The sequence below is a fragment of the Neptuniibacter marinus genome, from assembly GCF_001597725.1.
In the GTDB taxonomy this organism is placed as follows: Bacteria; Pseudomonadota; Gammaproteobacteria; order Pseudomonadales; family Balneatricaceae; genus Neptuniibacter; species Neptuniibacter marinus.
This window is the reverse complement of record NZ_LUTR01000028.1, coordinates 1-18,715: the sequence shown is the minus strand read 5'-3', so window position 1 is coordinate 18,715 and position 18,715 is coordinate 1. Positions and strand designations below refer to the sequence as shown.

Here is an 18,715-nt window from a genome sequence, read left to right as displayed (position 1 = left end):
AGAACGCGATCAAATTGAGCACGGAATTCTATAATTTGCATTTAATTAGTGCAGTCTTCATGCCAGTTATAGATCAACCAGCAGTAAACAATTACAAGCTAAAGCCTTTGTAATTGCAGCCCTGCTTTCTGTTTATATACTTGCCAAGTGCTTTCGATCACCGATACTTCGTTAATAATCCATTGGCTAAACACTTTCACTTTATGCCGCTGAAAATAAGCTTCCGGTGCGACTAAGTAATAACTAAAAACAGAATGCCAATAAAAATTAACGGGGCACACCAACTGCCCTCTCTGAATTAACTCAAATGCTAAACTGTAACGAATTGGAGCAACGCCTTGACCATTAAGGGCTGCATTCATAAGCAGGCTTGAATCTTTTACTTGTAAAGCGACCTTACTGGTTCCGCCAAACATAGCTTTAAAAGCATTATTTAAAGTCTCTAATTCCTGTGAGCTATCCAAAAGAATAGGCATCTCATCAATCGTCCTCTCTCCCCTATTAAGCTGTTCTAATAACATGGGATGACAAAGTGGCAAGATATAATCATTAGCGATCATTCGCTCCTCTAATCCCACGAACCCTCCAGAACCAAACCGAATAGCAAGGTCTTGAGAGTCATCACTAAAATCATGTAAATCTAGAGAGGTGGAAACAAAACAGCTCAAGTCGGGATGCTGTGTCTGAAAGGCGCCTAATTTAGGAATTAACCACTGAGCGGCAAACGAGGGAATGGACGTGATTTTCAATTGATGGGAAAAAGAGTCCTGCTCCAAGGTTTTACTACCCTCCTCAATTAAAGCAAAAGCTTGCTGAATATAAGGTAAAAGCCTATGAGCAGATGGGGTTGCCCGCACTTCTCGATTAAGGCGTAAAAATAATGGTTCACCAAAAAAATCTTCTAACAGTTTTATCTGCTGGCTAATGGCCGCTTGCGTCACATTAAGCTTTTCTGCCGCTAATTTAAAGCTGCCACTCTCTGCAGCAAACTGAAATACTCTTAGAGCTTTTAATGGTGGCAACCTAGTCATAGTTAATTTTTTCTTAAGTGAATTTAAAAATATATCGTTTGTCAGTATAGCGACTAAACCCTCAAAATAGACGAAAATCTAACTATATAACAACAAAATGCAACCTATTTTTAGGGGGATACCATGATACCTTTATCTAGATCATACTTAAAAAGCCACTTAGAATCGAAAACTCAGATAAGTTTTAATTTAAATTCTGTTCTACAGAATATAAAACAGCGATTAGAACTGTGGCAGCATAATTATCAATCCAGAAAACAATTAGCCCTGCTAAATGCTGATCAACTAAGAGATATAGGGCTCACTCTTAAGCAAGCAAAACTAGAATCTGAAAAAGTATTCTGGAGATAACGAGAGCCGCAAATTAGAAATAATATAAGCCAATGCAAAATATAGTCTATTTATCCTGTATAAATAGAGTAAATATCAGCGGTTATTAAGGATACTAATGAGCGGACATTTGTACTATCTCATGGGCGCATCAGGATCGGGAAAAGATTCTCTTCTCCAAGGTTGTCGCCAACGATTGGAACATAGCCATAATGTATTTATTGCACACCGCTATATTACACGCGCCGTTAGTGCCGGTGGCGAAAACCATGTTCACTTAACTGAATCAGAATTTGAGTTACGCAAAAATAATGAAATGTTCTGCATGCACTGGGCCTCCCATGGACATCTATATGGCATAGGGAAGGAGGTAGAGATATGGGTCGCCCAAGGACATCGTGTGATCATCAACGGCTCTAGAGGCCATTTAGCCGAAGCGAAGGAGCGCTTCAAATCGATTACACCGATCATGGTCACTGTAGAAACGGAGCAATTAAAAAAACGGCTTATTCAGCGAGGGCGAGAATCACTGACTGAAATAGATCAGCGTCTAAAACAACATGCATCACTTCTCCACCTACTACAGGATGATTCAATGCAATATATTGACAATAACAACTCCCTTGAAGCAGGTATAGATGCATTAATGAAGATCATTACTACGGAATCTAATCTCTCTTTAGCCGAAACTTAACGTCCTATAGGAACAAATATTGTAACTAGGCGAAGTGCTCGACTGATCACCCTCTACCTATCCCTTTTTATATAACCTAAAATCTATTCACTAGAGCAGAACTACGTATAAATACGGGTTCTAGTTGTTCCCTAAAATGCGAAAATACTCAATTAAATCTCTCTTTACTAAATGACTACCCGCTTATGACTTTCGAATTATTAGTACTTTTTATTGCAGGCTTTTTAGGTGGGATTTTAAATTCCGTGGCCGGTGGAGGAAGCTTTATCACCTTCCCAGCTTTACTATTTGCTGGTGTTCCCCCCATTATCGCTAATGCCACAAATACGTTTGCATCCAGCGCAGGCTATATCAGCGGAACCTTTGCTTTTCGTAAAGAAATTATGGCGCATAAAAAAGAGCTACTAAAAATAACTATTCTGAGTTTAATAGGCGGAATTGCTGGGGCCTGGCTCTTACTACAAACCCCCGAAGCCGTTTTTATGGAAGCTGTTCCTTGGCTCTTACTATTCGCAACACTTCTCTTTATCTTTGGCGGACAACTAAACAGCTCACTAAAAAAGCTGGCGACTATGCATAGACATGCATCATCTATGGGAACTCTGTTACTGGCACTTTTACTGCTGGGCGTTGCTATTTATGGAGGCTTTTTCAATGCGGGCCTAGGTATTATTACATTAAGCTATCTAGCCCTTGCAGGTTATAGTGATATTAACGTGATGAATGGACTGAAACTCTTAGTCTCTTCTTTAGTATCACTCATTGCTATCATACTGTTTATGATTGATGGGGCAATTGATTGGTATTCAGGAACTATAGTACTTTTAGGCTCCCTTGCCGGTGGGTATGTTGCCGCAATCTTATCCAAAAAGCTTCCGCAGCAAGCTGTACGCCAATTGGTTATTTTTGCAAGTATCGCCATTACTGCTTACTTTTTTTATGACACTTATACTATTTAATATGCCAGCTTACATTTATACCGACAATTAATTATCAACAACCATATAACTTGTAGATAAGCCTCTTACTTATGTAAGGGGCTGCATTATAAAAAATCGGCAGAAAATCCCGCTAAATAGTTTTGAGCATAGACCTCAAATCTACAATTAAGTTAGCCAATTCCTCAGAAGAATCCATCATCTGCTTTGATATTTCACTATTGTTTCTTGCCGCTTCACGGATGTTAAAAATATTCTGACTGATCTCTTCAGCAACCGCACTTTGCTCTTCTGAAGCCGTTGCTACTTGAGTCGATCTATCAGTAATATTGACCATCGCTTCATCTACATTATCAAATGAACGCCCAGTATTTTCCGCACGTTCTATATTCGCATGGGCGTGTTGATTACAACGAGCCATTATATCGACGGTCATTGATACTTGCTTTTGGATAGCATCAATTGTCGAACCTATCTCCCCTGTCGACTCTTGTGTTCGTTGAGCTAAGCCCCTCACTTCATCAGCAACCACGGAAAAACCACGCCCATGATCACCAGCACGGGCTGCTTCAATAGCCGCATTTAGAGCCAGTAAATTAGTCTGTTCAGCTATGCTGTTAATAATATTAACAATCTGCTCGACCTCAGCAGCCTTTACTTTAAGCTCTTCGGATGAGTCACTTGCATGCTCTACCTCACCAACAAGCTCTTTAATACCCTCAATCATATCGCCAACAATTACTTTGCCTGTATTTGCTAACTGCGCGGTGGATTGTGTTGCTTCTGAGGTTTGAGCAGTATTCTCCGCAATTTGATGGGCAGTCGTCGACATTTGCGTCGCCGCACTGGCTAACATATCACTCTCAAGGTTCTGTTGCTTTATCCCCTGTGTGGTTTCTTCAATAGACTCTTGAGTTGCTTGCATAAAGTGACTTAAAAGATCGATACTATCCTCTACCCGCCCAATCACCGTTCGAAGACGTGACTGCATCATATAATTAGCTAATTCCGCAGAACCAACCTCATTCATACTACTGGTCATCGCATATTGCGCTAACGGGTTAACATAGATCGCTTGGCTATATTGCCTAATTCGCTTAAGGGGTAAAAGCAGGTAATAATTAGTAACCAGCAGAAGTACGCAAAGAGCGATCGTCACTAGACCTTGCAGCATGGCATTCTCTGGACTAAACGCCGTAACAATCATCGCTAAAGCAAAAAGTAATGTAACTGACATAACCTTAGTCACAAGGCTTGTTGCCTTGATAGAAGCAGGTTTACGTAAAACTTTTGCGTAAGCCTTCTCTGCATGGATGATTTGTTCATCTGTCGGCTTTGTTCGAACTGATTGATAGCCAACCTTTTCTCCCTTTTTATCAAAGAGAGGGGTTATGTAAGCTTGCACCCAGTAGTAATCACCATTTTTGCAGCGATTTTTAACCAATCCCATCCATGGCTTACTTTTATTTGCATGATCCCAAAGATCAGAAAAAGCAGTTGGGGGCATATCCGGATGACGAACAATATTGTGCTGACAACCAATTAATTCATCAGCGTTATAGCCTGATACCTCGCAAAATTCAGAATTAGCATAAGTAATCTGGCCTTTCAGGTCCGTCGTAGAGATCAGCCTTAGTTGATTTGAAAATTTTCGCTCCGTACCCGTGCAATGCATCCTAAGCTCCCATATCGACCAAATGTTCGATTTGTTCCTTGGCTAATTAATCCCCTGCTACCGTATTCTTTAGTTATTGCAGTGTACATAAAAATTAATACTACACACTTTTTAACTCTTTGTTACACATTAATAAGCTAAGCTTAAGTCACCAACAAGAAATAGTTAAATATAATTTTATTCTTATTATTTCAGTATATTAGAAATATCTTCAAAGGCTATCATTAGGTTGAGATATAGCGAAATAAATCACACACAGGACAATAAAAAAATGATGCGGCGCAATAAAAAAGCAAGTAAGTATAATTCAGTTCATTTCAACCTATAACTCAAATGAGCAATCAATTGAGATCAATAGAACGGAAGGTAACACTACTTAGAGAAAAAAAAAAGGCGGTATACCCGCCTTTAACTATTTGTACGAAATACGATTAAAAGCGCTAACAACCCATACGAGGAACTAAAGGTTCTAAGTGATCTAGCTTGCACTTACCCCCTTTTAAGTCATAACCTTGTATTGCCCGCCAAAGCTTATCCCCCTTCCAATCTCTACGCGCCTTATCGTAGCAACAGCTATTGAGTTCATTAATAAGATCACGTACGTCAGATGGTAGTTTCTGCTGCAAACTATTTAAATGCTTACAATCCAGCGCAACTCGCCCCCATGTTAATAATGCATCACGAGCACGATGTGGATCGTTACTTTTACAAGCTTTCTGCAAAGTATTTAAGCTACGTGAAACACTGCTATTCTGCTGAGCATTATGGAGAGTAGAATCGCCCACCGATGACCTAGAACGTTTATAAAATAAGATCGTAATAATACTTCCTAAAATGCCACCAACCACAACCATGACGAAAATTAATATCCAAGATCTATAACTTGCAGCCCACTCTTTCGTTGCTGGATAATCGGCACTTAATTGTGATGGTGATACCGGCGTTATACTCTGTTTATTCTGAACCGAGGAAGGAGCAATCTCTTCGATCGGTGTATTTGCCTTTAAAGTATTTGGGCTATGCTCAGTACTCTCTGTAAAGTTACCTAAATCAGATGGTAGAACGTTAATGGCTTGCTTGGGTAAAATCGCCACTTCTTCTTTATTTGTTTCAGTGTTCCACCAAGGCAACTTAACTTCTGGCAAAATAACCTCTCCCTGCTGGCTCGGGATAATAGTTATCTCTTGTGTCATAGTGACACCCAATTCATTGTTTTTCTGATCTTGCTCGTAAACTGGTTTCGCTGCGTATTGTTTAATACCGAGCAACGACGGTAAAACAATCTCGGGAAGTTGATCTTGACCTATACCTTTGGCCTGAAGCGTAATAATACGGGTAACCGGTTCACCAACCTTCCAATCATCACTACTCATCTCGCTTTTAAGGCTCAAATCAGTGGCTGCAATCCAATCCCGCCCACTAAAACTTTTTGGTATCGGCGTAACCTCTACGGTATAGCTATCGGCAGAAAGGTAGATACGTCGTACAGCACGGGGATCATTCATACGTCGAAACGGATCAATACTACCATTCACATTACGTATTTCAGCACTAAGTTTTGCTCCCTCAATATTTAACGCCCCACTTTGCTGAGGGATAATAAGCCATGATTGCTCAACAACCAACATCTCTCGACCATTTAATGTTTGGCGATACTGGCGCTGTTCACCTAAGGGCTGAATCAGCGCTTTACCTTGTTTAATCGTTGGCTCTTGAAAAGACGCATTATAAATACGCTGTCCTAAGACAAGGTTCATTTGATAGATAATCGGCTGTTGCACCCTAGGCTCAGAGTCGGACAAGGTGGAAAGTAACTCAACTCCTCCATCCACCGCCGATAGCTGTTTAACGGGTTTTACTTCTATTTCATGCGATTGGCTTTGTTGGCTATTAAGGCTTACAGCTGGGACCTCTAGTTTACCCGCACGTTTTGGCGCTAAAGTAATGATAAGTTTGGTACTCGTTTTCAATTCACCATTGATAATACTGGTTCCTGATTGGTGACTGCGACTAATAATCTCAAAGTCTTCTTCTAAGGGCGATAGATCTACGCCTCTTAAATCATTTTGTGTGAAACTCAGCATTAATAAAAATGTTTGTCCCTGCTCAACCACATTACGATCAATCTGACTACTAATAGCCGCATGAAGCTGAACGCTGGTCAGTAACATCAATACAATTGATAATAACCTAAATAATCTCACCACTGTTTCTCCTCAACCGCTTGCCCACTAGACTGCTGACGATATTGATAGATAAATTTCCTTCTCCACAGTCCAGCAGGATCATCCTCAATCCGGTTCAATAATTGCTGTCGCGCTTGCTCCGCCTCATCTAAAGGTTGGCTTATTTGTTCTGCTCTCCCGGTAGGCGCTATCCCGCTAGGCCTCACTTTTTTATCATCAGCGGTATTATCTTCAATATCATTCAAGGCTGCAGTCGAATCCGACTCATCCTTCAATTGTTGATCGATCTTATCTTTTAAGGCTTGTTGTAGCTGTTCATCAGCAGCCGATTTATCTTGTTCGCTAGATCCCTGACTCCCCTCGGAGGAAACCTGGTCATCAGACACAGTGTTTTTTGTGTGCTGTTTTGGTACTTGGGATTGATTGTCAGAACCACCTGTTTGCTGATTAGCCTTTTGCGATGAGCCATTTTGTGCCCCAGCACCTTCAGTATTACTATCGCTAGCCATACCTTCCTCTGAATTTTGGCCGTTAGCATCTTCGTTGTCAGAACCATCTCCATTGTTTTTCTGGGAGTTTTCCTTTTGCTGCCCGTTAGGCGTGGCATTATTTTGCTTCTGCTTCGATTGCTGTTTAAACAACTCTTCTACCACGTTACGGTTATAACGCGCATCCTCAAAATCAGGCTGCGCCTCAAGAGCCTGATCATAGGCATTTAAAGCACGTTCTAACTCGCCTTTACGCGCTAAAATATTGCCAAGGTTATACCATTCAGCAGGTGTCTGAGGTGTTACAGTTACCGTTTCAGCCTTATCATATTGACCACTCTCATAGTATGAAAACTGTTTCCACTTCGGGTTTTCAAAGACCTCTGCAGCACCCGCCTTATCCCCTGACCGATAAAGCGCTAAGGCTTGCTGATCTTTCGTTTGCCAGAGGTCTGCCCACACTTGGCGGCTACTCGCTACACTATCCTCGCCCTTATGGTCAGTCGCCTTAACGGGTTCTGCTTCTGCTGAGTTGCTATATCCCCCGCCTCCGAGCAGCACGATAGGAAGCAACAACGGTATAAGTAGCGCAACGACACCCCGACGAAAAACCATTAAGACAAACGGCAGAGCACACAAAATAAACCAAGGTCCTTCAGCTACCCATCTATCCATTTTTTCGTTAGATTCAGCCGGCCGTTGTTCATCTCGCTGAAATTGAGCAACCAAATAATTAATATCACTATCATCGACCGTAATCATTTTTGCTTGGCCACCACCAAGGCCTGCAGATTCTTGCATAAGCGACGCCTGCACCTTAGCAACGATGACTTGCCCATTTTGATCTTTTAATATGCCTTGTTCTGTATTAATTGGTGCACCCTGCTCAGTACCCACCCCCAAAATCGAGATCTGACGACCTTGGCTTTTTAGACGAGTAGCAATGGCTGCAATATCTACAGGGAGAACTTCATCACTTACCAATAAAATATTACCTCGTGCGATACCTGCCTGAGTTAGTAGCTGATCAGCTAGTATAAGCGCCTTATCCGCTCGACTCCCTTGAACAGGCATAATCTCAGGGACCATTGCTGGCAATTGGGCCAATATGGTATCGCTGTCATCCGTAAGCGGAGTTACGCTAAACGCTTCAGCAGCATAAACCAGTAACGCTACCTGCGCGTCGGGTATACGTGCCAATAAGTCTTCAATCTTGAAGCGAGCCCTCTGCAGCCGACTGGGTTTAATATCCTCGGCATTCATTGATGCAGAAAGGTCCAACGCAATGACTAACGCATTACCTTGTTTAAAAACAGGTTGAGGTTGTTTTTCCCAAACAGGCTGAGCCGCAGCCACAATTAATAGTAAGGCTGCTATTAGCAAACTTATAAAGAGCCGTGAGGAACGTCCCTCGCCTTTTTGCTCTAGAAAAGGAATTAATTCAGGATCACAGATCGCTTGCCAGTAGGTACGATTGACACGCTTTTTAGCAGAAAAATAAGCAACGGCGACGGTTACAGGAATTAGCAAAAGCCAACTGGGCTGTAAAAAATGAAATGTAGTTAACATCGTAAAAAAATCCATCCTTTACCCTTCCTTCACATACTTAAAAGAGAAAAGAAGCAAGATAAAAGCTAAGAGTAACGCCGCTAACAAAGGCCAATGATAAAGCGACTCAATGGGGCGAAAAAACTCATTATCTTGCGAGATAGGTTCGAGCTCATCTAACAGCTCATAAATTTCAGCTAGCTGATCGATATCCCGTGCACGGAAATATTTACCGCCCGTTTTGTCTGCAATCGAGGTGAGCGTAGCTTCATCAATATTACTGTTAGAGGATGCTTGCATGTAAGAATTAAAACCCGAAAAAGCCCCTAACAACCCTAAGCGGGTATCCGCCCCGACACCTATGGTATAAATTTTAAAGCCTTCTTTAGCTGCTAATTCAGCAGCCACTAATGGGTCTAAAGCACCAGCATTACTCGTACCATCAGTTAGTAATATTAAAACTCGCTGTTTCTTATCAGACTTTTGGAAACGCTTAACCGCAAGTCCGATCGCATCTCCTATCGCCGTTGACTTACCCGCTAAGCCAATTTGAGCCTCATCCAGTAACGCTTTCACAGTTTTCCGGTCATGCGTCAAAGGCGCTTGAACATAGGCTTTTTCACCAAACAGTATTAAACCGACACGATCACCTTGCCGCCGTTCAATAAAATCCCCCGCAACAATTCGGGTAGCAACAAGGCGATTAATCAACTGACCGTTGAGCTCAAAATCCGTTTCAAACATACTTTCAGACAGATCAACAGCCAGTACTAAATCTCTACCCTCTAATTGCTGTGGAATGGGTTCACCCAACCACTGCGGTTTCGTAACAGCCGCGACTAAAAACAGCCAAACAATAAACGCTAAGATAAAGCCGGTATAGCTATTACGACCAACGAGGCTATGCTGCCCACCCACTGCGTTTTCCATTTGATCAATAAAGGGAACATATAAAGCATTATGATTTCTGCCACTTGCTGGGGGTAACATCATTCTTACTAATAAAGGCAGTGGTGCCAACAACCATAACCAAGGCCAAGCAAACTCAAGCATGAGAAGCCCCTTTAACCTGTTTGATCCATAGCCGTGAAAACTTAATCAAGGCAGCACCATCTATAGTGCCAGAATGTTGCTCCTGATAGGGGCCTTGGGCTAACACGTCAAGTACAGCGGAATCAGGTGCCGCGCCAGTTTCTTGCAAAAAGTGACACCAACGAGCACCCGACAAAGGGGCGACCTGTTCCCTTGGGTAGAGGGAAAGCGCAAGTCGTTTCAACAGTGCATTACTTTGCATGACTAACCGTTTACCGTCTTGATCTTGCAAGAAATTCTGTTCAAGCAGCTTTAATTCCTCCAGTGCATAACGTCGAGGGTCACTCAGTTTTTTCCGCAAATAACAGCCACAAAATACAACAATAATGATCAGACTAATAATTAATAACCACCAACCATAAGCCAACGGCCACCAGCTGATCATATCCGGCGTATGCATATCACGTAGAGGGATCTGACTATAATCCATTAGGTCCTCCATCTAAGCTGAATAAGGGGTGCTGATTACTGTGCCAATGAGCAAATTCAACCCCTCGGAGGTTTCGTAGCTGCTCCAAAAGATCTATCCGTTGTTGAAATTGTGCGTGATAGTTCGCTTGCTGTTTTGCATTGGCATCGATTACAACTTCACGACCTTTACCCATAAAGCGATAATGCTTACCCGAAGGTAGTTTCGCTTCCAAAGGATCAGAGATAAGCACCATTTTTAGCTCGCAACGCTGTGCTATACGCATAAGGTGTTGCTGCAGCATTGGATCAACATCATGAAAATCACTAAACAGATAAATAAGGGTTCCACTACTTAAAAGAGGTTCAATCTCTATTAATTGAGTCGTCAATGACGCAGTGAGAGTATCCGATTTATCGGTAAACCCTTGGGATAGCGCAGAGATCATCTGCATTACTTGTTGGCGGTTGTTTGTTGGCTTAAAAAGATCGCCCGAGTCATTAGCCAAAATACGGCCACCCACTCTATCCCCGTTTGCCAATGTAGTCCACATAACCATCGCTGCAGCGTAAGCTGCTAACACTGATTTATAATGGCCTCGCGTTGCAAAATGCATTGGTTGTCGCAAATCTGTCACTACAAAGACAGGGCGCTCACGCTCTTCTCGATACAGCTTCGTATGCGCTTCGCCGGTTCGAGCCATAAGCCGCCAATCTAAATGTCGAATATCATCACCAGGTTGATACTCGCGCACATCATCAAACTCCATACCCCGACCTCGAATATGGCTTAAGTGATGGCCTTCTCGAATAGCCATACGTTCACGTTGCTGCCCCCTTGCTGGCGGCCAATACCGTAAGCTGACTAACTCATCTAAGGTTAGTAAGTTACGGGCAGCCGGAACCGGCCTTGGGCTACTGTCTCCCTGAAACATATAAACTACCGCCTACTACTATGGTACAGCCACGCGAGCAATAAGCTCTGCAATCATTTGATCTTTATCTAGCCCTTTAGCTTCTGCGACGTAACTTAAACCAATTCGATGACGCAGCACACTGGGGGCGATCTCTTGAATATCATCCGGTGTTACGAAGTCTCGACCCGCTAACCATGCTTTTGCCCGGACCGCCCGATCTAAAGCGATTGTGGCACGTGGACTCGCCCCAAACACAAGACTCCCTTTAAGATCATCCCCATACTTCTCTGGCTCGCGAGTCGCCATAATAAGCGCAATTAAGTAGTCTTCAAGGTTAGGGGCCATATAGGTACCCATAATGGACGAGCGAACACGAAAGAGATCATCTTCAGTCAAAGCAATCTCCGCCAATTTGGTTTGGCCACCTAGGCTTGATGTGTGTTCATTTCGCACAAGAGAGAGAATCTCTTTTTCCTGTTCGTGATCTGGATAATCAACCCTAATATGCAACATAAAACGATCCAATTGAGCTTCTGGAAGAGGATACGTTCCCTCTTGCTCTAACGGGTTTTGTGTTGCCATCACCATAAAAAATTTAGCTAAAGGGTATGTTTTACCCGCCACCGTTACTTGGCGTTCGGCCATCGCTTCCAGCAACGCTGATTGCACTTTAGCCGGTGCTCGGTTGATCTCGTCAGCCAAAAGTAAATTACAAAAAAGAGGACCCGGGCGAAAACTAAACTCCCCCTTTTGAGTGTTATAAATCTCCGTACCTGTAATATCACTAGGTAACAGATCTGGTGTAAACTGTGCGCGATGAAAGGTGCCTTCGAGCAAGTCACTTAATGCATGAATCGTACGGGTTTTTGCGAGTCCAGGTGGACCTTCTAACAGCACATGTCCATCGGTAAGCAGCGCAATTAACAAGTACTCTATTAATTCTTCCTGAGCTACCACACGTTTTTTTAATGCCTCAGACAGGCTCATCACTTTCGCTTGTAACGCAACCGCCTCAACGGTCTCAGTTGCCACATCTGCTGTCATTCCATTACTCCTAGAACCTTTTAACTATGTTAATTCAATGGGTTAACGCTTGAAAAATGAGGTCAATTCTATTTATTTCAAGGCAGTTCAACACCCTCTGACTGTCGATTTACAAAGAAGTTTCAATGATTAAAATCAGCCTCTTCTTATTAAAAAGATAAAAAAAAGCCATGCGTTTGGCATGGCCTATTTTAAGCAATGGAGTCAGCATCAATGATCTGAAAGCTGATCCTCACTCAGAAGTCCGTATTTTTTAATTTTGCGATGCAGCGTTGATCGACTCACGCCCATTGCTTTAGCCGCGCGGGTAACAACCCAACGATGTTGCTCCAATATATTTTCCAACGCCTCTTTCTCTGAAAGGTTTCCAGATTCACTTGAAATAGATAAAACCCGTAAAGGCGGAGTATTGCTATTAAGCTCTTGCTCATTCAACAAACGCTCTTCATTTGAAAAAACCTCATCAGGTAAATCTTCGACGCAGATAATATCTCCTTCTTTCATACATAAGGCATATTGAAGAACATTTTTAAGCTGTCGAATATTTCCAGGCCAACTATAGGCAGTTAAGATATCCATCGCTTTCTGATCAATATCTACAGTCTCAGCTTCCCCTTCATCAAGACAGAGGCCACTTAGCACTTTATCTATAATTACCTGTTGATCGCTACGTTGACGCAAGCTCGGCAATGAGACTTGGAAGCCACCAATACGATAGTATAGATCTTCCCTAAACTCTCCACGGGCCACATACTCTTTTAGATCACGGTGAGTCGCGCAAATAACATTTAAACTGACGGGGACAGGCTCATGTTCACCTAATGGGATAATTTCACTTTCTGCCAGTACACGCAGCAAACTAGCTTGCAGCTCTAATGGCATATCACCTATCTCATCAAGAAATAAGGTACCACCATCACTAGCTTGAATTTTACCAACCTTGCCAGTTTTAAGGCCGCCAGTAAACGTACCAGCACCATAACCAAATAACTCACTTTCTATCAACGATTCAGGAATAGCTGCACAGTTCAACGTAATAAATGGTTTGTCCGCGCGGTTACTGCTCTGATGCAAAGCACGTGCCCAAACTTCCTTACCCGTCCCAGTCTCCCCTTGTAAAAGAATGCTAATGCCTTTATTAACAATTTTTTGGCAGCGCGTTGCCTGTCTTAACAGTGCAGGCTCCTTACCTGCAGCCAACACTAAGGGGGTATCGGTTGGCACAGAGCTTTCAACCGTTAAGGGTCTTGATGTCGCAATCCTCGGCTGCGACTTCTGCACAGAGTAAGCAGTATTTTGTAGTAAGCTCGCATGAAATTTGTAAGGCTTACCCATAACCTGCATATAGTGCTCAACAGCGCCCGATCCGGCCGACTCTAACTGCTCGAAGCTTAAATCAAAAATATCTTGAAACTTTTTGCCAACAATTTCATAGCGATCGCGACAGCCTAATGTCAATAGAATGGGGGTCGTTGCAGCGACGATAGTACCACTTTCATTAACGGCAACTAAGGCTTTTGTAATAGAAACAACAGGTGAAACCGAAAAGCTAATTACACGTTGATTAACATACGCATCTTTAAACACTATCGCTTCGATTTCATCGGCGGTTTCACACACCATATTTAGTGCCAGCGCCTGCCCCAAACGATTCCCTGTCGCAAAGGTGGAAGCATCAATAGCACCAAAAGGTGTTCCATCTGGAGAGATCAGCGGTGCTGCTGAACAACTAAATCCCTGTAAGTTACTACCGTAATGCTCTTCAGCATAAACGGTGACGGGACTACACTCCGTTAAGCATGTACCTACGCCATTTGTCCCAACAATGCTTTCTGACCACAAAGTACCTTGTCGTAGCCCTTTTGCTACCAAATCATGGCCTACACTTGACTCAGCAAATGATTTAACCGCAACACCTTCTTCATTGGTAATAAGAACGGTATAACCACTATGTTTAGATAAGGTTCGAATTTTATCAAAAACTTCGACCGAATCATTTAATAGCTTTTCTAAAGGCCCTTGGTGTTCTTTAATTTCAGAATCAGTTAGTGCTACCAACTCCACATCAACATGTTCCGAGATTTTATATCTGTCTCGACACCGCTCCCAAGAGCTTTCAATGTATCTATCAGTTAAAGTATCTCCGCTTTTTGGAGTTTTCATCCTGTGAAAACTCTTAGTATCAGAACGATCTGCACTTTTAGAAGACATTATTTCACCTGCTCACTCCTTGCCTAGCTTATATAATGCATAAGACAAGGTGATTTTTATATTTATAGTTGTGTCAGTCTGCGGCACATCAGGGCATATATGCAACAGTTATTTACCAAAATTACCACAATATACCCTTAAACCATAAGCGTTTTTTGCCATATTTAACGTCACAATGTCGTACATTATAGTTCACACGTCCCATCAGAACGAATACTCATCAGCATGATAGGAAGACCTTACCAAAGGACCACATGCTGCATGCACAAACCCCATGTCAATTGCCATATCATGTAATCGATCAAACTCTTCAGGTGTTACATAGCGATCAACAGGGAGATGATGCTTGCTCGGTTGCAAGTATTGACCAATGGTAATCATATCCACATCAGCTTCTCTCAGCGCCCTCATCACCTCATGAATTTCGCTTTCACTTTCACCTAACCCCAACATAATACCTGACTTTGTCATAATCTCAGGATGGTGCTCTTTAAAGGTTTTAAGCAGGCGCAACGATTCTTCGTAGTTAGAACCTGGACGAATCTTTTTATAAAGACGCGGAACTGATTCGAGATTATGGTTCAGTACATCAGGCACACAATCTTTAAATTTATCGATAGCATCGTTTAATCGACCACGAAAATCAGGTACTAAACATTCGATTCTGATATGTTCACTTCGTTGACGAATTTCCTTAATGCAAGAAACAAAGTGACCAGCTCCCCCATCACGAAGGTCATCTCTATCTACTGACGTAATCACGACATATTTTAATCCCATACTCGTAACCGCTTCAGCCAGTTTTGCCGGTTCATCGCTATCCAGCTGATTGGGCCGTCCATGAGCAACATCACAAAAAGGGCAACGGCGAGTACAGATATCTCCCATAATCATAAAGGTCGCAGTACCTTTACTAAAACATTCATACAAATTAGGGCAACTAGCCTCTTCACAGACTGATGCTAAACTATGCTGACGTAAGGTCTGCTTTATCCCATCAACCTTGGGTGAATTGTTATAGCGTACACGAAGCCAATCGGGCTTTCTAAGCTGATCCTCTCTAGTTGTGGGCACAATTTTTACAGGAATACGGTCAACCTTGTCCTGACCTCTTTGTTTTATTCCCTGTTTAATACTTACTTTCTGCATAACAACGGAAAACTCCAAAAAATAAAAAGGAGCGCGTTATACGCGCTCAAAAGTTCTGCTTTGGGAGCGCAGAAGCGGAGGTGACAACAACCTTAACTTTCAACTTCCAGATAAATGAGACATAAAAAAAGTACGTTAACGTCCATATACACCTACTATTTAAATAATCACCTTAACCTTAGCCACAAACAAAGCAAAACCTAGACCAATAAAAAAATACACACATAAGCCTCTGAATAAAAAGGGGAATTAACATCAATCCCGAAATCATCTTAGGCGTAAAAAAAACACTACCGTCACAGTATGTCTCAAGAAATGAAACACTCTGTAGTAACCACACAAGGTATCTAAATAGATATCTACCTGGTGGCTTCTCACCAGTTACGAGCTCTACCCACTCTCCCTCCCCTATGTACTGCGATTTTAGCCTCTAAAACATCTAATAAAATTGATATTTTATTAAAACCCAAACCAAGGACTCTCTATGCGGCATAATCTTTGCTTTTACAAATTGTGGTCTGAAGTGCCACACGAATAATTATTAAAAAACACTGAAAAAGGAAATAACGATGAACTGGACAAAACCAGCTTATAAAGACCTTAGAATTGGTTTCGAAGTAACAATGTACTTTGCTAACCGCTAAGTAAAAAATCTTAATACATACGTGCCCGCCCCTGCTATGCAGGGGTTCTAAGCAAACACCAAGTCAACTTACCGCTCACAGATACTTTATAAGAACAAACTCAAATCAAGTTGAGCCGTCCTATCAAACATAATGAAACACTTTGACTCAAAAGACTGAAACAGAGTGGCTCAATAATATATTTCATCTCACGATACCTAAAAAAACATAATAGATACGGACACTGTAGGGCATAAGCTGTAGGGTATAAAAAGCAACCCAACAACTGGCACAAAAAGTGTATTCCTCCCAGATAAACACCAATAAAGCATGGAATACACACATGAAAAAAACAAAAATACTTACAGTACTTATCTTCCTTTTGGCATCCCAAATCGCCCAGGCAGGAATGCCTGGTATGCGCGGCGTTCAACATCTTGGTCTCACCGTTCCTAACGTGAAGGAAGCTACTGCATTTTTTAAAGATGTAATTGGCTGTGAGTCATTTTTCTCAATCGGACCCTTTGGACCTTTCGAAGATGATTGGATGACAGAAAACCTTAATGTTGATAAGGAAGCCGTCATAAAAACAGCTCACCTTATGCGCTGCGGTAATGGCCCAGCCCTAGAAATTTTTGAATATTCCGCACCTGATCAAAAGCAAACACCCCCTCGCAATAGTGATATAGGTGGTCATCATCTTGCATTTTATGTTGATGACATGGAAAAAGCCGTAGGATATTTGGAACAGAAAGGGATAAAAATACTGGGTAAACCTCATACCTTTACTGACACTGGAATGAAAGGCCTAACTTGGGTTTACTTCATGGCGCCATGGGGAATGCAGCTTGAGATTGTTAGCTACCCATTTGGCCAAGGTTATGAAAAAGAAACCGGTCGTAGAATGTGGGACCCGCGCTACTAACAGATACTTCACTCTACTATTTGAACCCTATTCATAGCCCCTCCATTTTAAGGTGGTGCTATGAATAGAAGGTGGCCAAAATAATGAAAAAAATATTCGCACTATTTACACTACTATTCTGTTCAATCGCTCAAGCGCATTTCACGCATTTTGAACCCCGTATAATCCATCTTTATCAAGACAACCAAGACACTATTGCCTTAATGCGTATGCCCCTACCTCTAGTCCTTCTAGACAACACATGGCAAGGTATAGATAGCAATCAAGACCTACCGTTCACAGAAAAAAGAGCTGCACCTGAAGGGAATGATTATTTTATTAAGCATGATGAAGTGCGAACAACGCTTGATCGTTTAAAAAACTACATCAGCCAAGGCTACACATTCACAAAAGATGGCGCTACTCAGCCCTTCTCTGTTGAACAGATACATATTTTTAATACCGATAGCCGGAAACCATTCAGTGACCTAGATACTGCACTAGAAAATTTTAACGGAGAGCTGGTCATCACTCCCGACGCAACCAAGCTATTTGATTCAGGCATTGATATTCAATTGCGCTTGCCGAATACATCAATTGTCGAAAATGATATTACGATCACAAGCTATTTAGGAGATAAGTTTAACGCCATCACTCGATTAGCTAACATCATTACTCTCCACATAGATGAGCAACAGATCTCTGAAACTACCGTCGGGGTTTTAGACTACTCCTCTCAGCATCAGCCTACGCTTTCTCATAAATTAATGGGCGGATTTAAGGATGGGTTTAGTCATATTTTGATTGGTTTAGACCACGTGCTTTTCGTCGTCTTATTGTTTTTTAGTGCTCCAACCTTCTTAAGGCTTTTATCACTCGCCACAGCCTTTACGATTGGACACTCATTTAGTTTATTCGTAGGAGACAGCGCACCGATATCATCTCCTCTTTTTACCCCATGTATCGAACTCTTAATTGCTCTAACCATTGGCATAACAGCCATCGCACTGCTTTTTAATAAAGCACAACATTTAGGCACAACACCCCTACTTATTATCGGCGTTATTCATGGCTTTGGTTTCTCATTTGTATTTAGCGAACTAGCACAGGAGGGAGCTCAAACGAGTCTTATTAACCTTCTCGGTTTCAATCTTGGAATAGAGGCAGGACAGTTATTTATCTATATAGTGATTTTTGTACTTACTTCACTGCTCAGTAAGAAGCTTATATTCAACAAACCGCTTCCTTATTATGTTTCTTTAGGTACGCTCGCCGTATCAAGCTATTGGATAGTCACTCGCGCTATTCCTCTGGTTGAATACGCGACCGCTTAAAAAGAAAAACAGAATGAATGCGAGAGGATTAAACCTCTCGCAGATATGACCATAGAGAATCGCTACCCCTTAGCAAATACTTTAGAGTTACGCTCATTTCGGAAGGTAAACTCATCTGGATTATTAACCACCGCTTCCGCACG

16 protein-coding genes are annotated in these 18,715 nt (G+C 42.1%); 6 read left to right on the top strand and 10 right to left on the bottom strand.

Annotation, left to right across the window (positions count from 1 at the left end):
• Positions 1-98 precede the first annotated feature (98 nt).
• A complete protein-coding gene (locus A3774_RS14570; RefSeq protein ID WP_067869204.1) occupies positions 99-1,031 on the bottom strand; it encodes a LysR substrate-binding domain-containing protein in 933 nt (310 codons plus the stop codon).
• Between the two features lie 123 nt (positions 1,032-1,154).
• On the opposite strand from A3774_RS14570, the gene A3774_RS17260 reads away from it, so the two are divergent.
• From A3774_RS17260 to A3774_RS14555, 3 genes are all read left to right on the top strand, one after another.
• Positions 1,155-1,382: a DUF1127 domain-containing protein gene (locus tag A3774_RS17260; protein WP_067869201.1), complete on the top strand. Its 228-nt coding sequence runs from the start codon at positions 1,155-1,157 to the stop codon at positions 1,380-1,382.
• A 97-nt stretch (positions 1,383-1,479) separates the two neighbouring features.
• Positions 1,480-2,055 carry a phosphonate metabolism protein/1,5-bisphosphokinase (PRPP-forming) PhnN gene (phnN, locus tag A3774_RS14560; protein ID WP_067869198.1) on the top strand — a complete coding sequence of 192 codons (576 nt, stop codon included), beginning with the start codon at positions 1,480-1,482 and terminating at the stop codon, positions 2,053-2,055.
• A 185-nt stretch (positions 2,056-2,240) separates the two neighbouring features.
• Entirely contained in the window at positions 2,241-3,014 is a 774-nt protein-coding gene (locus tag A3774_RS14555; RefSeq protein ID WP_067869195.1) for a sulfite exporter TauE/SafE family protein, read from the top strand.
• A 112-nt stretch (positions 3,015-3,126) separates the two neighbouring features.
• On the opposite strand, the gene A3774_RS14550 is transcribed toward A3774_RS14555, so the two are convergent.
• From A3774_RS14550 to lipA, 9 genes are all read right to left on the bottom strand, one after another.
• On the bottom strand, positions 3,127-4,668 hold the full coding sequence (locus A3774_RS14550; protein WP_067869192.1) for a methyl-accepting chemotaxis protein: 1,542 nt from the start codon (positions 4,666-4,668) through the stop codon (positions 3,127-3,129).
• 440 nt (positions 4,669-5,108) lie between these two features.
• Entirely contained in the window at positions 5,109-6,875 is a 1,767-nt protein-coding gene (locus tag A3774_RS14545; protein WP_156473722.1) for a BatD family protein, read from the bottom strand.
• On the bottom strand, positions 6,869-8,911 hold the full coding sequence (locus tag A3774_RS14540; RefSeq protein ID WP_197468076.1) for a VWA domain-containing protein: 2,043 nt from the start codon (positions 8,909-8,911) through the stop codon (positions 6,869-6,871). Before A3774_RS14540 ends, A3774_RS14545 begins: the two co-directional genes overlap by 7 nt.
• An 18-nt stretch (positions 8,912-8,929) precedes the next feature.
• The gene (locus tag A3774_RS14535) at positions 8,930-9,943 is read right to left on the bottom strand and encodes a vWA domain-containing protein (RefSeq protein ID WP_067869182.1); all 1,014 of its coding nucleotides are present in this window, start codon (positions 9,941-9,943) and stop codon (positions 8,930-8,932) included.
• Positions 9,936-10,412 (bottom strand): DUF4381 domain-containing protein, encoded by a 477-nt coding sequence (locus A3774_RS14530; protein WP_067869179.1) that lies wholly within the window; start codon positions 10,410-10,412, stop codon positions 9,936-9,938. The genes A3774_RS14535 and A3774_RS14530 overlap by 8 nt, the downstream gene beginning before the upstream one ends.
• Positions 10,402-11,325, bottom strand: coding sequence for a DUF58 domain-containing protein (locus A3774_RS14525; RefSeq protein ID WP_067869176.1), 924 nt, complete (start codon positions 11,323-11,325; stop codon positions 10,402-10,404). The genes A3774_RS14530 and A3774_RS14525 overlap by 11 nt, the downstream gene beginning before the upstream one ends.
• A gap of 18 nt (positions 11,326-11,343) precedes the next feature.
• On the bottom strand, positions 11,344-12,351 hold the full coding sequence (locus tag A3774_RS14520; protein WP_067869173.1) for an AAA family ATPase: 1,008 nt from the start codon (positions 12,349-12,351) through the stop codon (positions 11,344-11,346).
• Positions 12,352-12,561: 210 nt separating this feature from the next.
• Entirely contained in the window at positions 12,562-14,562 is a 2,001-nt protein-coding gene (locus tag A3774_RS14515; protein WP_067869170.1) for a sigma-54-dependent Fis family transcriptional regulator, read from the bottom strand.
• Between the two features lie 204 nt (positions 14,563-14,766).
• The gene (lipA, locus tag A3774_RS14510) at positions 14,767-15,711 is read right to left on the bottom strand and encodes a lipoyl synthase (protein ID WP_067869167.1); all 945 of its coding nucleotides are present in this window, start codon (positions 15,709-15,711) and stop codon (positions 14,767-14,769) included.
• Positions 15,712-16,280: 569 nt separating this feature from the next.
• Here lipA and pqqA point away from each other — a divergent pair.
• The 3 genes from pqqA to A3774_RS14500 all read left to right on the top strand — a co-directional run bounded on the left by pqqA (position 16,281) and on the right by A3774_RS14500 (position 18,572).
• Positions 16,281-16,355 carry a pyrroloquinoline quinone precursor peptide PqqA gene (pqqA, locus tag A3774_RS16430; protein ID WP_075107990.1) on the top strand — a complete coding sequence of 25 codons (75 nt, stop codon included), beginning with the start codon at positions 16,281-16,283 and terminating at the stop codon, positions 16,353-16,355.
• 322 nt (positions 16,356-16,677) lie between these two features.
• Complete coding sequence (locus A3774_RS14505) at positions 16,678-17,259, top strand: VOC family protein (RefSeq protein WP_067869164.1); 582 nt, start codon at positions 16,678-16,680, stop codon at positions 17,257-17,259.
• Positions 17,260-17,342: 83 nt separating this feature from the next.
• A complete protein-coding gene (locus A3774_RS14500; protein WP_067869161.1) occupies positions 17,343-18,572 on the top strand; it encodes a HupE/UreJ family protein in 1,230 nt (409 codons plus the stop codon).
• The last annotated feature ends 143 nt before the right edge of the window (positions 18,573-18,715 follow it).

Bases quoted from the DNA above. Each gene is read 5' to 3' on its own strand.
- A3774_RS14515 (WP_067869170.1), bottom strand. From the start codon at position 14,562: ATGTCTTCTAAAAGTGCAGATCGTTCTGATACTAAGAGTTTTCACAGG.
- A3774_RS14540 (WP_197468076.1), bottom strand. From the start codon at position 8,911: ATGTTAACTACATTTCATTTTTTACAGCCCAGTTGGCTTTTGCTAATT.
- phnN (WP_067869198.1), top strand. From the start codon at position 1,480: ATGAGCGGACATTTGTACTATCTCATGGGCGCATCAGGATCGGGAAAA.
- A3774_RS14505 (WP_067869164.1), top strand. From the start codon at position 16,678: ATGAAAAAAACAAAAATACTTACAGTACTTATCTTCCTTTTGGCATCC.
- A3774_RS14550 (WP_067869192.1), bottom strand. From the start codon at position 4,668: ATGCATTGCACGGGTACGGAGCGAAAATTTTCAAATCAACTAAGGCTG.
- A3774_RS14530 (WP_067869179.1), bottom strand. From the start codon at position 10,412: ATGGATTATAGTCAGATCCCTCTACGTGATATGCATACGCCGGATATG.
- A3774_RS14500 (WP_067869161.1), top strand. From the start codon at position 17,343: ATGAAAAAAATATTCGCACTATTTACACTACTATTCTGTTCAATCGCT.
- A3774_RS14525 (WP_067869176.1), bottom strand. From the start codon at position 11,325: ATGTTTCAGGGAGACAGTAGCCCAAGGCCGGTTCCGGCTGCCCGTAAC.
- A3774_RS14520 (WP_067869173.1), bottom strand. From the start codon at position 12,351: ATGACAGCAGATGTGGCAACTGAGACCGTTGAGGCGGTTGCGTTACAA.
- A3774_RS17260 (WP_067869201.1), top strand. From the start codon at position 1,155: ATGATACCTTTATCTAGATCATACTTAAAAAGCCACTTAGAATCGAAA.
- A3774_RS14535 (WP_067869182.1), bottom strand. From the start codon at position 9,943: ATGCTTGAGTTTGCTTGGCCTTGGTTATGGTTGTTGGCACCACTGCCT.
- A3774_RS14570 (WP_067869204.1), bottom strand. From the start codon at position 1,031: ATGACTAGGTTGCCACCATTAAAAGCTCTAAGAGTATTTCAGTTTGCT.
- A3774_RS14555 (WP_067869195.1), top strand. From the start codon at position 2,241: ATGACTTTCGAATTATTAGTACTTTTTATTGCAGGCTTTTTAGGTGGG.
- lipA (WP_067869167.1), bottom strand. From the start codon at position 15,711: ATGCAGAAAGTAAGTATTAAACAGGGAATAAAACAAAGAGGTCAGGAC.